Consider the following 12,970-nt stretch of genomic DNA (forward strand, 5'->3'; position numbering starts at 1 on the left):
GCCCCACGGTCCAGCACCACCCCACCGGGGGGGGCTTGGTGGTGGGGGGACCGCTGCGGGTGCTCCTCCCCAACGGGGGGGGGCCCCCAAACCCCGGGGGGGCCTGGGCCGCGCGGCCGAGCCCCTCCGGAAACCGATAACCCGTCAGCCGAGGGCGGACTTCACCACATCGGCCAACTGCCCGGCCACGGAGCGCGCCTGCTCGATGTCGGCGGCCTCGACCATGACCCGTACCAGCGGCTCCGTGCCCGACTTGCGCAGCAGTACGCGCCCGGTGTCTCCCAGTTCGCGCTCGGCCTCGGCGACCGCGGCGGCCAGCTCGGGCGAGCTGTCGACGCGGGACTTGTCGACGTCCGGCACGTTGATGAGCACCTGCGGGAGGCGCTGCATCACACCGACCAGATCCGCGAGCGTACGGCCGGTGGCGACGATCCGTGCCGCGAGCATCAGACCGGTCAGGGTGCCGTCACCCGTCGTGGCGTGGTCCAGGACGATGACGTGGCCGGACTGCTCGCCGCCCAGTGCGAAGCCTTCGGCCTTCATCGACTCCAGGACGTAGCGGTCACCGACGGCTGTCTGGACGAGTTCGATGCCCTCCCGCTCCATCGCGATCTTGAAGCCGAGGTTCGACATGACCGTGCCGACGACGGTGTCCTTGCGCAGCTGCCCGGCCTCACGCATGGCGAGGGCGAGGACGGCCAGGATCTGGTCGCCGTCGATCTCCTCACCCGTGGCGTCCACGGCCAGGCAGCGGTCGGCGTCGCCGTCGTGCGCGATGCCGATGTCGGCGCCGTGCTCGACGACGGCGGCCCGCAGCAGTCCCAGGTGGGTGGAGCCGCAGCCGTCGTTGATGTTCAGGCCGTCCGGCTCGGCGCCGATGGTGACGACCTCGGCCCCGGCGCGGGTGAACGCCTCGGGCGAGACACGGGCGGCGGCGCCGTGCGCCTCGTCCAGGACGACCTTCAGCCCGTCGAGCCGGTTCGGGAGGACGGCGATGAGGTGCGCGACGTACCGGTCGAAGCCCTCGGTGTAGTCGGTGACCCGGCCCACTCCGGCGCCCGTCGGACGTGCCCAGGGCTCGCCGGTGCGGTGCTGCTCGTAGACCGTCTCGATGCGGTCCTCCAGGTCGTCGGCCAGCTTGTGGCCGCCGCGCGCGAAGAACTTGATGCCGTTGTCGGGCATGGCGTTGTGGCTCGCGGAGAGCATCACACCGATGTCGGCGCCGAGCGCGCCGGTGAGATACGCCACGGCGGGGGTCGGCAGCACGCCGACCCGCAGGACGTCCACGCCCGCGCTGGCCAGGCCCGCCACGACGGCGGCCTCCAGGAACTCTCCGGACGCCCGGGGGTCGCGGCCCACCACGGCGGTCGGCCGATGTCCCTCGAAGGTGCCTGCCTCGGCCAGTACGTGCGCCGCAGCGACCGAGAGCCCGAGCGCGAGCTCGGCCGTCAGGTCCGCATTGGCGACACCGCGCACGCCGTCCGTGCCGAAGAGTCGTCCCACTGGTGTCCTCCGAAGGTGCTCCGAAACCACAAAACCAAAAATAATCAAAACAGGGCACAACAAGGCAAAGCGCAGCAAAGTGAGGCGCGGTCGAGGCCGCCAGCCCTATTAACGTCTTAAGCCGTTATACGCCCGCGGGTGCCGATAAACGAACGCCCCAGCAGCACGAGGTGTGCCGCCGGGGCGAACGTGTAAAGCAGACGAGCAGGCGATTTAGCGCTTGCTGTACTGCGGTGCCTTACGGGCCTTCTTGAGACCGGCCTTCTTGCGCTCGACCGCACGGTCGTCACGGCAGAGGAAGCCGGCCTTCTTCAGCGTGGCGCGGTTGTTGTCCACGTCCGCCTCGTTGAGCGAGCGGGCCACGCCGAGGCGCAGTGCGCCGGCCTGACCGGAGACGCCGCCACCCGAGATGCGGGCGATGACGTCGTAGCGGCCGTCGAGCTCGAGCACCTTGAAGGGCTCGTTGACTTCCTGCTGGTGCACCTTGTTGGGGAAGTAGTCCTCAAGGGTGCGACCGTTGATCTTCCACTTGCCGGTGCCCGGAACGATCCGGACGCGGGCGATGGCGTTCTTGCGGCGGCCCAGGCCGGCCGCGGGCTGCGGGTCGCCGAAGCGGCCCGCGAGCGACTCGGAGGTGTACTCACCCTCGACGGGGACCTCCGACTCGAAGGTGGTCACCTCGGCGAAAACCTCTTCGCCCTCGGTGCCCTCGGTGCCCTCGACGGGCGTCTCAACAGTGGTCTCGGCCACGATTCTCCTCAGATCTTTCTGTACGTCTTAGGGGGAGGCCGGAACTACTGCGCGACCTGGGTGATCTCGAACGGGACCGGCTGCTGCGCAGCGTGCGGGTGCTGGTCACCCGCGTAGACCTTCAGCTTCGAGATCATCTGACGACCCAGGGTGTTCTTGGGGATCATGCCCTTGATGGCCTTCTCGACAGCCTTCTCCGGGTTCTTGGAGAGCAGCTCGTCGTAGCGCACGGAGCGGAGACCGCCCGGGAAGCCCGAGTGGCGGTACGCCATCTTCTGGGTCTTCTTGTTGCCGGAGAGGTGGACCTTCTCGGCGTTGATGATGATGACGAAGTCGCCCATGTCCATGTGGGGGGCGTAGATCGCCTTGTGCTTGCCTCGGAGGAGGTTCGCAGCCGTGGTGGCCAGACGGCCGAGAACGATGTCCTCGGCGTCGATGATGTGCCACTGGCGAGTGACATCGCCGGGCTTGGGGCTGTACGTACGCACTTCGTAGCCTTCGCTTCTTCAGTGGATGGGGTCCAGACACATGGCACCTCTGAAGCGATCATGCAGCTGGGGCTCACAATGCCGGGAACACTGCCCGTATGCGAGCCACTGGTAACTGCTCCAGAGAACCTACGTAAGGGCCCTTCGCGTGAGAACGACGAAGCCAATACGCATAACAGTCCCCGACACTACCCGCACCGCCCCGGACCGGTCAAAACGCGCCGGCCCTACCGCTCCCGCTCGACCCGCCGCTCGTCCCAGACCGGCTCCGTGGACTCCCGCACGACCCCGTCCGAACCGAAGACCAGATAGCGGTCGAAGGACTTCGCGAACCAGCGGTCGTGCGTGACGGCCATCACCGTCCCGTCGTACATCTCCAGCCCGTCCTGCAGGGCCTCCGCCGACTCCAGGTCCAGGTTGTCCGTCGGCTCGTCCAGCAGCAGCGCGGTCGTGCCGGCCAGCTCCAGCAGCAGGATCTGGAACCGTGCCTGCTGTCCGCCGGACAGCCTCTCGAAGGCCTGGTCCCCCTGCCGCTCCATCTCGTACCGCCGCAGTACGGACATGGCCCCGCCCCGGTCCTTGGCGTGCTCCGTCCACAGGATCTCGACGAGTGTCTTGCCCAGCAGTTCCGGATGGGCGTGCGTCTGCGCGAAGTGCCCCGGCACGACCCGCGCCCCGAGCTTCCACTCCCCGGTGTGCGCCACCGTGTCCCCCGCCAGCAGTCGCAGGAAGTGCGACTTCCCCGACCCGTTGGAGCCGAGGACGGCGACCCGCTCCCCGTAGTAGATCTCCAGGTCGAACGGCTTCATCAGGCCGGTCAGCTCCAGGTTCTTGCAGGTCACCGCCCGCACCCCGGTCCGTCCGCCGCGCAGCCGCATCTTGATGTCCTGCTCGCGCGGCGGCTCCGGCGGCGGGCCCGCGTCCTCGAACTTCTTGAAGCGGGTCTGCATCGCGTGGTAGCGGTTCGCCATGTCGGGGCTGTTCGCCGCCTGCTGCCGCATCCGCAGGACGAGCGCCTTCAGCCGGGCGTGCTCCTCCTCCCAGCGCCGCAGGAGCTCCTCGAAGCGCGCGAACCGCTCCTTGCGGGCCTGGTGGTACGTGGCGAACGAGGCGCCGTGCACCCAGACGTCCGAGCCGGCCGGGCCGGGCTCGACGCTGACGATCTTCTCGGCGGCCCGTGACAGCAGCTCCCGGTCGTGGGAGACGAAGAGCACCGTCTTACGGGTCTCCTTGAGCCTCTCCTCCAGCCACCGCTTGCCGGGGACGTCCAGATAGTTGTCCGGCTCGTCCAGGAGCAGCACCTCGTCCGGGCCCCTGAGCAGTGCCTCCAGGACCAGCCGCTTCTGCTCGCCCCCGCTGAGCGTGCGCACCTCGCGCCACTGCGCCTTCTCGTACGGGATCCCGAGCCCGGCCATGGTGCAGATGTCCCAGAGGGTCTCGGCCTCGTACCCGCGTACCTCGGCCCAGTCGCTGAGTGCCTGCGCGTACGCCATCTGCGCGGCCTCGTCGTCCACGGTGAGGATCCGCTCCTCTGCCGCGTCGACGGCCTTCGCCGCCTCCTTGATGCGCGGCTGGGCCACGGAAACCAGCAGGTCACGCACGGTCCGCTCGTCCCGTACGGAGCCCACGAACTGGCTCATCACGCCCAGTCCGCCGCTCACCGACACCGAGCCGCCGTGCGGCTGGATCTCCCCGGCGAGCAGCCTCAGGAGCGTCGTCTTGCCCGCCCCGTTCGCTCCGACGAGGGCGACGACGGCCCCGTCGGCCACCCGGAACGAGGCATCGCCGAGCAGCACCCGCCCGTCCGGCAGGTAGTACTCCAAGTGGCCCGCTTCAAGATGTCCCATGCACAGCATTGTCACGGCCGGCGAACCCATGGCCCAACCGGATTACACAGGCTCTAGGATTCGCGGCATGAGCTTTGGGCAAGGGGGGCCCTCCTGGGGGCCGGGAGACAGCAGGACTCCGGACTGGGCAGCACTGGCCGATGAGTCCGCGGCACGTAGCCGCCGCAGGAAGTGGTTGCTGCTCGGGGGCGGCGCACTGGCCACCGCTGCCGTCGCCGCGATCGTGGCCACGGCCGTGATCACGACGAACGACTCCGGTCGTCCGGGGTCGGACACGAAGGCGAGCGACCTGCCGGCCCCCGCCGACCTGCCCTCGGACACCTCACAGCCCCAGCCCTCCTTCTCCTCGGTCGCACCGCCGCCCCCGCCGGACCCGAAGGACTACATATCCGACGCCAGGAAGGACAAGGCACCGATCACCGTCGACGCCTTCTTTCCCGGCAAGAAGCTCACGGTGGGCGACCGTGTCCACTCCAAGGGCGCGACGAACCTCACGAAGAGCTGCGCCGCGACCACCCAGGGCGCGCTCGGCTCGATCCTCACCTCGAACGGCTGCGACCAGGTCATCCGCGCCACCTACCGCAAGGACGGCGTCGCCGTCACCGTCGGCCTCGCCGTGTTCGGCACCGAGGCCGAGGCCAGGAAGGCTGCCCAGCAGGCGTCCGGCGGCATCGCCTCCCTCAGCGGCGCAGGCGTCCCCACGTTCTGCCGCGCCGGCTCCGTCTGCCGTCGCACCGCCAACTCCTACGGGCGCTACGCCTACTTCACCGTCGGCGGCTTCACCAGCGGCAAGAACGTCACGACGGCGGACAAGGACGTGTACGCGGTGGGCGACGACCTGACCGACTTCACGTTCCGTCAGATCCGCCACCGGGGCGAGGTCCAGGCATCGGCAGCAGCCGCGGCCCCCGCGGCCTGACACCGCGCCACCACACCCCCCACGCACCAGCTTTGTCCCTCCCCTGCCCCGAGGACCCACCGCCGTGCGTCTGACCGCCCTGTTCACCATCCCGCGCGTTCTGCGCCACAGCGACGCGATCGGCGCCGACCTGCCGCCGGACGAGGCAGTCGTCCTCGACGCCCCGGACCCCTCGTTGCGGGTCGCGCTGGCCGCCGCCTCGGCCGGTGACCACGGCCCGGCGGCCGAGCTGCTCGCCGCCACCCGCGAGCACGCCCAGTGGGAACGCAGGGACGCCTGTGTCTCACGGCTCGCACGGGCCTCGCTGCACCACCCCGGCTGGCTGGACAGCTGGCTCGACGAGTCGCCGCAGGACCCCGACGCCGTACTGGTCAAGGCGGACCAGTACGTCTACCAGGCATGGCAGATACGGACCGGAGCGCGCGCCAAGCACATCGAGCGCGACCAGTTCCAGGCGTTCCACACGGTCCTGCGGGACGCCGTCCCGGTCATCTCCCAGGCCGCCGAGCTCAATCCCGGCGACCCCGTCCCGTGGCGCATCGCCCTCACCCAGGCCCGCGGCATCCAGGCGCCGCGCGAAGTCTTCGACTCCTACCTCGCCGAGGCCGCCGACTGCGACCCGCACCACGAGGGCTGCCACGTCCAGGCGCTCCAGTACCTCTGCGACAAGTGGTACGGCTCGCACGAGGAGATGTTCGACTTCGCCGAGCAGTCGGCCGAACAGGCTCCGCCCGGCTCCAAGCTCCACGCCCTGCCCCTCCAGGCGGTGGTGGAGTACCTCATCTCCGACGACGAGGTGCGCGACCCCGACCCGTACACGCCCCGTGCCGAGGCCGCCGTGACCCGCGCGCAGGCTTTGTCGGACAGCTACGCCCCGGGCGACCGGGAAGCGGCCGGCTTCCGCAACCACCTGGCCATGATCCTGTGGTCGATGAACCGCTTCGAGGAGGCCCTCACCGTCTTCCGGGCCATCGGGGTGCACGCCACCACCTACCCCTGGACCTACTTCGGCGACGCCCGTGCCGAGTTCCTGGAAGCCCGCTCCGACACCCGGGTCGAGCTGGCGATGAAAGTCCCCTTCTTCCGTACCCCGCCGAAGCCCCCGGCCTCCGAACTCTTCGACTGGGAAAGGGAGCTGGCGCCCCGTTCGCTCGCCATCGCAGCCACCGGGCCCACCGCGGTCGCCCAGGCCGCCCTGATCTGCGGCCACAGCCTGCGCACCGCTCCGGCGGGCAGCCGTCACACGTACGTCGAGATCGTTCCGGACCCCGTACGCGGTAAGCGTGCGGCCCTGCTCCCGGAGGATCCCCTCACCTCCGCGGCCGACAACTTCACGACCGGCGAGGACTGGCCCGCCCTGGTCCTGCACCGCACCCCGGAGCGCAGCAGCTTCACGCTCCTGCACCGGGGCAAGAAGGTGGCGGCCCACTCCTGGGAGACGGCGGCCCCGGCCGCCGACCACGCCGAGGTGACCGGGACGGCCGCGGCGCTGGCCCGTGCCTACGGGCTGTCCGACCCCCGCCCGCTGATCCACGTCCTGCGCGCCACCGGCGACCCGGCGCGCCACCAGAGCGGACTCGTCGCGGCGCTGGGCCTCCCGCCCCTGCCCGCGGGCTACGGCGGCGAGCAGGAGATCCTCGCCGGCCTCCCGGGCGCCCGCGTCCTGGCCCGGCGGGGATTCCTCGCGGGCATGCGGGACACGATGGCCACGAAGGACGGCGTCCACCCCGAGACCCCTGCCCCGGCCGAACCCCACCCGCCCCTCTGGTGGGTCCTGCGCGTCCTTGGCCTGCTGCTGTTCACCGCGGCGGCGGTCTACGCCTGGTGGACCCCGGACATCGGCTGGTTCCGCTCCACCATGTCCAGCTTCGTCGCCGTGTACTTCGCGGCCAAGCTGATCCGGGCCCTGCGCCGCCGCCGGATCAGCAGCAGCCCGCCCCCGGCAACGTCCTGACGTTCCGGGCCTCTTCGGCCCTGGCCGCCAGCAACGCGTCCGCCGGGTAGGCCACTTCCTCCAGCGTCAGCCCGTGCGGCCGCACCACGTGCACCGCCGGATCACGCACCTTCGCCGCCAGTACCTCGGCCGGCCACGCGGCAGGACGGCGCCCGTCCCCCACGAACAAGGCCGCACCGATCAGCGCCCGCACCATGTTGTGGCAGAAGGCATCGGCCTGCACCGTTGCGGCGAGAACCCCGGACTCCGCGTCCCGCACCCAGGACAGCTTCTGCAGCGTGCGGATGGTCGTGGCGCCCTCGCGCTTCTTGCAGTACGCCGCGAAGTCGTGCTCCCCCACCATCAGGGCGGCCGCCTCGTTCATCGCGTCCACGTCCAGCGGCCGGTCGTGCCACAGCACATGACCCCTGGTCAGCGGATCCACCCCGCCCGGCCGGTCCGCCACCCGGTAGATGTAGCGCCGCCACAACGCGGAGAAGCGCGCGTTGAACCCGGCCGGCGCCTCGGCCGCACGCCAGATCCGGACATCCAGCGGCAGCCGCCCGGCCATCCGCCGCAACAGCTTCTCCTCGTGCTCGGCCCACACCCCGGCCGGCAGATCCACATGCGCCACCTGCCCGCGCGCGTGCACCCCGGCGTCGGTACGCCCGGCGACCGTCAGGTCGTACGTCACCGAGGACCGCGTCACGGTCCGCAGCGCGTCCTCGATCTCGCCCTGCACGGTGCGCCTGCTGGTCTGCTTCGCCCAGCCGGAAAAGTCCTTCCCGTCGTACGAAAGGTCCAGCCGCACCCGTACGAATCCGGGCTCTGCCTCATCACTCACCAGCGCATCCTCTCAAAACAGAACGGGTCCGCACCGCCCCGAAGGGTGATGCGGACCCGTACCGGGGTCTCAGGGCGCTCAGGCGTCCTTGGACTCCTCAGCAGCGGCCTCGGCCGGCTTGGCGTCCTCGACGGTCTCGGCCGGAGCCTCGTCCTTCTTGAGGGCGTCTTCCTTGACCGCACGCTTCGTCGCAGCCTCGGCCTCACCGGTGGCGGCCTGCGCCACGGTCAGGGCCTCGACGAGCTCGATGACAGCCATCGGGGCGTTGTCGCCACGACGGTTGCCGATCTTGGTGATGCGGGTGTAACCACCGGGGCGGTTCTCGTACCGCGGGGCGATCTCGGTGAAGAGCGTGTGCACGATGCCCTTGTCCGTGATCGACTGCAGCACCAGGCGACGGTTGTGGATGTCGCCCTTCTTCGCCTTGGTGATGAAACGCTCGGCGACCGGACGCAGGCGGCGGGCCTTGGCCTCGGTCGTGGTGATGCGGCCGTGCTCGAACAGCGACTTCGCAAGGTTGATGAGAAGAAGCTTCTCGTGCGCAGCGCTGCCGCCCAGACGGGCACCCTTGGCGGGCTTCGGCATGGTGTTTCTCCTTGTGTGCTGCACCGGCCGTATCAGGTACCGGTGTCAGTTCCCGTAGGGCGGCTGCCCCACGGAAGTTCGTGCCGGCCGCGGCTCTCTCAAGCCCGTCCGGCGACTGAGGACAAAGCCCTCAGCCGGCGGGGGCACCCGGAGAACCGGGCGCCCCCGCCGGAGGCGATCAGTACTGCTCGGTCTCCACGAAACCGGCGTCCGCGTCGTCGTCGGCGCCGAAGGCGTCGGCCGCGGCCGTCGGGTCGAATCCGGGCGGGCTGTCCTTGAGCGCAAGGCCCATGCCGGCCAGCTTCGCCTTGACCTCGTCGATCGACTTCGCACCGAAGTTGCGGATGTCGAGCAGGTCGGCCTCGGAACGGGCCACGAGCTCACCCACGGAGTGGATGCCCTCGCGCTTGAGGCAGTTGTACGAACGGACCGTGAGCTCGAGCTCCTCGATCGGCAGCGCCAGATCGGCAGCGAGCGCGGCGTCCGTCGGCGACGGGCCCATGTCGATGCCCTCGGCGTCGATGTTGAGCTCGCGCGCCAGACCGAACAGCTCGACCAGGGTCTTACCGGCCGACGCCATGGCGTCACGGGGACGCATGGCCTGCTTGGTCTCGACGTCGACGATCAGCTTGTCGAAGTCGGTGCGCTGCTCGACACGGGTCGCCTCGACCTTGTACGTGACCTTGAGCACCGGCGAGTAGATGGAGTCGACCGGAATCCGGCCGATCTCCTGGCCCACCTGCTTGTTCTGGACGGCGGAGACGTAGCCGCGACCGCGCTCGACGGTCAGCTCCATCTCCAGCTTGCCCTTGCCGTTCAGCGTGGCCAGGACCAGGTCCGGGTTGTGGACCTCGACACCGGCCGGCGGGGCGATGTCAGCAGCGGTGACCAGGCCGGGACCCTGCTTGCGCAGGTACATCACGACCGGCTCGTCGTGCTCCGAGGAGACGACCAGCTGCTTGATGTTGAGGATGAGGTCGGTGACGTCCTCCTTGACACCCGGCACGGTGGTGAACTCGTGCAGGACGCCGTCGATCCGGATGCTGGTGACAGCGGCACCGGGGATCGAGGAGAGGAGCGTGCGGCGCAGGGAGTTGCCGAGGGTGTAGCCGAAGCCGGGCTCCAGCGGCTCGATCACGAACCGGGAGCGGAACTCGTCGACGACCTCTTCGGTCAGCGACGGACGCTGAGCGATAAGCATGAAGGAATCCTTCAGTCGTGGGCACCCACTATTTGATGCCCGACAGATGTAACAAGGGTACGGGCGGCACGCCCCCGAAGAGGCATACCGCCCGGACCCGCACTACTGACCGACGGCCGTTACCGGCCGTCGAACATCAGACGCGACGACGCTTCGGCGGACGGCAGCCGTTGTGCGGCGTCGGGGTGACGTCCTGGATCGAACCGACCTCGAGGCCGGTGGCCTGCAGGGAGCGGATCGCGGTCTCGCGGCCGGAGCCGGGACCCTTCACGAAGACGTCAACCTTGCGCATGCCGTGCTCCTGCGCGCGGCGGGCGGCCGACTCGGCGGCCATCTGCGCGGCGAAGGGGGTGGACTTGCGCGAGCCCTTGAAGCCGACGTGGCCGGCTGAGGCCCAGGAGATCACGTTGCCCGAGGGGTCCGTGATCGAGACGATGGTGTTGTTGAACGTGCTCTTGATGTGGGCGTGCCCATGAGCGACGTTCTTCTTTTCCTTGCGACGCACCTTCTTGGCTGCGCCCTGACGACCCTTGGGGGGCATGTCTTTACTCCAGATGGAGAGGGGAGGTGATCGGTCCTACAGCGAAGACCGCTGGTTGCTGCGGAGATCCGGTGGCCCGGACACCCGCAGTGCGTCCGCTGAGGACTACTTCTTGCCCGGCTTCTTCTTACCGGCGATGGCGCGACGCGGGCCCTTGCGGGTACGAGCGTTCGTGCTGGTGCGCTGACCGTGGACCGGCAGACCGCGACGGTGCCGGATGCCCTGGTAGCAGCCGATCTCGATCTTGCGGCGGATGTCGCCCTGGATCTCGCGGCGAAGGTCACCCTCGGTGCGGAGGTTGGCGTCCACGTACTCGCGGATCTTGACCAGGTCCTCTTCGGCCAGGTCACGAACGCGGGAGTTGGGGTTCACGCCGGTGGTGGCGAGGATCTCCTTGGACCGGGTGCGCCCGATACCGAAGACGTAGGTGAGGGCAACCTCCACGCGCTTTTCGCGCGGGATGTCAACACCTGAAACGCGTGCCATTCAATGGCTCCAGTTGTCATTTCGGGGGTCTTCCGCAGTACCACTCCCGAACGCCGACCCCGCCCGTGAGGGAAGAGGTGGTACGCCCGGGTCCCCGGCCCCCGCCGGAGGTGTCGTCAGCCGAAGCGTGGACGGGCACTGCGTATGTACGTTTACGTGCGTCGCGCGAAGAGCTGCGAGATGCAGGTGGTCGTGCGTCAGCCCTGGCGCTGCTTGTGGCGCAGGTTGTCGCAGATGACCATGACCCGGCCGTGACGGCGGATCACCTTGCACTTGTCGCAGATCTTCTTGACGCTCGGCTTGACCTTCATGGGATGTCAGGTTCTCCGGGTCAGTGCCCTCACCGCGCCGTAGCAGCGGTGGCGGCAAGATCTACTTGTACCGGTAGACGATCCGGCCACGCGTCAGGTCGTACGGAGACAGCTCCACCACGACCCGGTCATCCGGGAGGATACGGATGTAGTGCATCCGCATCTTGCCGCTGATGTGCGCGAGGACCTTGTGACCGTTCTGGAGTTCCACCCGGAACATAGCGTTCGGGAGGGACTCGATCACGGTGCCCTCAATTTCGATGGCACCTTGCTTCTTGGCCACGCTTCGCCTTTCGAATCGGCTACCTTGATCGACTCCGGCCGCCGTATGTGGACACACGGATGCACGAGAGCCGACGAGTCAGTCTACGTCAGCGGACCCCAAAAGACGAATCCGTCAAGTTTGCCCACTCGGACTGATCCTTAGACACGTATTGCCGACGCAGTCCTGTGGGCGCGGCTTTCGCCCGGATCAGGCACCGCGAGCCCGGCACGCTTCGAACTCGGCGCCGGAGCGCCTCGCACACGCTCAGCCCAGCGGGTCGGGGGCCGCCTCGACCCCGTACTGCGCCAGCCTCGCCCGACCGCAGTCCGGCGCCGTCAGGACCAGCGGCCCCTGCTCCGTGAGAGCGATCGAGTGCTCCCAGTGCGAGGACCAGCTCTTGTCCGTCGTGAGGACGGTCCACTCGTCGGCGAGGACCTCCGTCTGCGCCGTACCCAGCGAGACCATCGGCTCGATCGCCAGGCAGATACCCGGAACCAGCTTGATGCCCTTGCCGCGCTTGCGGGAGACGTAGTTCAGCAGGTGCGGGTCCATGTGCATCTCGGTGCCGATGCCGTGGCCGCCGTAGTCCTCGATGATCCCGTACTTGCCCGTCGCCGGCCGGGGCTGGCGGCGGATGTAGGACTCGATGGCCTTCGAGATGTCCACGAGCCGGTTGTTCACCTTCATCGCGGCGATCCCGGCCCACATGGATTCCTCGGTCACCCGGGACAGCTCGATGAGCTCCGGAGCGTGACCGGTGCCCACGAAGGCGGTGTACGCCGCGTCCCCGTGCCAGCCGTCGATGATCGCGCCGGCGTCGATCGAGATGATGTCGCCGTCCTTGAGGACGGTCTTCTCGTCCGGGATGCCGTGCACGACGACCTCGTTGACCGAGGTGCAGATCGTCGCGGGGAATCCGCCGTAGCCCAGGAAGTTCGACTTCGCACCGTGATCGGCGATCACCTTGCGTGCGACCTCGTCCAGGTCCTTCGTGGTGGCTCCGGGGACGGCCGCCTCGCGTGTCGCGGCGTGAATGGCAGCGACCACCAGGCCCGCCTCGCGCATCTTCGCGATCTGCTCGGGGGTCTTGATCTGCACCATTGCTCGGCGCCTCTCTGCGTTCGAAGGGGGGACGGTCGGGGCCGTACTCCACGATACGGCGCAAACAGGAGGCCGCGGCGCCCTGAGGCGGCCCCGCGCGGGGGCGGGGGTACCCGGGGGGGGCCCCCCCCGCGGGGGGGGATTGTTACCACCAAGACCCCCCCCGCACCAAAGGGGGCAAAGCGCCCGCCGGGGA

Annotated in this window: 14 protein-coding genes; 2 read left to right on the forward strand and 12 right to left on the reverse strand. The window is 69.1% G+C overall.

Annotated elements, in window-relative coordinates:
- Nucleotides 1–144: 144 nt before the first annotated feature.
- The 4 genes from glmM to ACFWBQ_RS28790 all read right to left on the reverse strand — a co-directional run bounded on the left by glmM (nucleotide 145) and on the right by ACFWBQ_RS28790 (nucleotide 4,588).
- Nucleotides 145–1,503 (reverse strand): phosphoglucosamine mutase, encoded by a 1,359-nt coding sequence (gene glmM, locus ACFWBQ_RS28775; protein WP_385501793.1) that lies wholly within the window; start codon nucleotides 1,501–1,503, stop codon nucleotides 145–147.
- Between the two features lie 213 nt (nucleotides 1,504–1,716).
- Nucleotides 1,717–2,253 carry a 30S ribosomal protein S9 gene (rpsI, locus tag ACFWBQ_RS28780; protein ID WP_362836186.1) on the reverse strand — a complete coding sequence of 179 codons (537 nt, stop codon included), beginning with the start codon at nucleotides 2,251–2,253 and terminating at the stop codon, nucleotides 1,717–1,719.
- Between the two features lie 44 nt (nucleotides 2,254–2,297).
- Complete coding sequence (rplM, locus tag ACFWBQ_RS28785) at nucleotides 2,298–2,741, reverse strand: 50S ribosomal protein L13 (RefSeq protein WP_031096418.1); 444 nt, start codon at nucleotides 2,739–2,741, stop codon at nucleotides 2,298–2,300.
- Nucleotides 2,742–2,968: 227 nt separating this feature from the next.
- Complete coding sequence (locus tag ACFWBQ_RS28790) at nucleotides 2,969–4,588, reverse strand: ABC-F family ATP-binding cassette domain-containing protein (protein WP_385501802.1); 1,620 nt, start codon at nucleotides 4,586–4,588, stop codon at nucleotides 2,969–2,971.
- 67 nt (nucleotides 4,589–4,655) lie between these two features.
- Between ACFWBQ_RS28790 and ACFWBQ_RS28795 the strand changes: the two genes are divergently transcribed.
- Together ACFWBQ_RS28795 and ACFWBQ_RS28800 are read left to right on the forward strand one after the other, a co-directional pair.
- Nucleotides 4,656–5,507: a hypothetical protein gene (locus ACFWBQ_RS28795; RefSeq protein ID WP_385501804.1), complete on the forward strand. Its 852-nt coding sequence runs from the start codon at nucleotides 4,656–4,658 to the stop codon at nucleotides 5,505–5,507.
- A gap of 64 nt (nucleotides 5,508–5,571) precedes the next feature.
- Complete coding sequence (locus ACFWBQ_RS28800) at nucleotides 5,572–7,461, forward strand: hypothetical protein (protein ID WP_385501805.1); 1,890 nt, start codon at nucleotides 5,572–5,574, stop codon at nucleotides 7,459–7,461.
- Here ACFWBQ_RS28800 and truA read toward each other — a convergent pair.
- The 8 genes from truA to map form a co-directional block, all read right to left on the reverse strand.
- Nucleotides 7,430–8,284 (reverse strand): tRNA pseudouridine(38-40) synthase TruA, encoded by an 855-nt coding sequence (gene truA, locus ACFWBQ_RS28805; protein WP_385501806.1) that lies wholly within the window; start codon nucleotides 8,282–8,284, stop codon nucleotides 7,430–7,432. The two genes, ACFWBQ_RS28800 and truA, sit on opposite strands and share 32 nt — an antisense overlap.
- Before the next feature lie 78 nt (nucleotides 8,285–8,362).
- Nucleotides 8,363–8,869, reverse strand: coding sequence for a 50S ribosomal protein L17 (rplQ, locus tag ACFWBQ_RS28810; protein ID WP_385501807.1), 507 nt, complete (start codon nucleotides 8,867–8,869; stop codon nucleotides 8,363–8,365).
- 178 nt (nucleotides 8,870–9,047) lie between these two features.
- Complete coding sequence (locus ACFWBQ_RS28815; protein ID WP_003966937.1) at nucleotides 9,048–10,070, reverse strand: DNA-directed RNA polymerase subunit alpha; 1,023 nt, start codon at nucleotides 10,068–10,070, stop codon at nucleotides 9,048–9,050.
- Nucleotides 10,071–10,206: 136 nt separating this feature from the next.
- Nucleotides 10,207–10,611, reverse strand: coding sequence for a 30S ribosomal protein S11 (gene rpsK, locus ACFWBQ_RS28820; RefSeq protein WP_003956432.1), 405 nt, complete (start codon nucleotides 10,609–10,611; stop codon nucleotides 10,207–10,209).
- Between the two features lie 105 nt (nucleotides 10,612–10,716).
- Complete coding sequence (rpsM, locus tag ACFWBQ_RS28825; protein ID WP_385501817.1) at nucleotides 10,717–11,097, reverse strand: 30S ribosomal protein S13; 381 nt, start codon at nucleotides 11,095–11,097, stop codon at nucleotides 10,717–10,719.
- Between the two features lie 197 nt (nucleotides 11,098–11,294).
- Entirely contained in the window at nucleotides 11,295–11,408 is a 114-nt protein-coding gene (gene rpmJ / locus ACFWBQ_RS28830) for a 50S ribosomal protein L36 (RefSeq protein ID WP_003956441.1), read from the reverse strand.
- A 61-nt stretch (nucleotides 11,409–11,469) separates the two neighbouring features.
- The gene (infA, locus tag ACFWBQ_RS28835; RefSeq protein ID WP_014047798.1) at nucleotides 11,470–11,691 is read right to left on the reverse strand and encodes a translation initiation factor IF-1; all 222 of its coding nucleotides are present in this window, start codon (nucleotides 11,689–11,691) and stop codon (nucleotides 11,470–11,472) included.
- A 246-nt stretch (nucleotides 11,692–11,937) separates the two neighbouring features.
- On the reverse strand, nucleotides 11,938–12,774 hold the full coding sequence (gene map / locus ACFWBQ_RS28840; RefSeq protein ID WP_385501825.1) for a type I methionyl aminopeptidase: 837 nt from the start codon (nucleotides 12,772–12,774) through the stop codon (nucleotides 11,938–11,940).
- Between the last annotated feature and the right edge of the window lie 196 nt (nucleotides 12,775–12,970).

Source organism: Streptomyces sp. NPDC060035, from assembly GCF_042736635.1.
Taxonomy (GTDB): Bacteria; Actinomycetota; Actinomycetes; order Streptomycetales; family Streptomycetaceae; genus Streptomyces.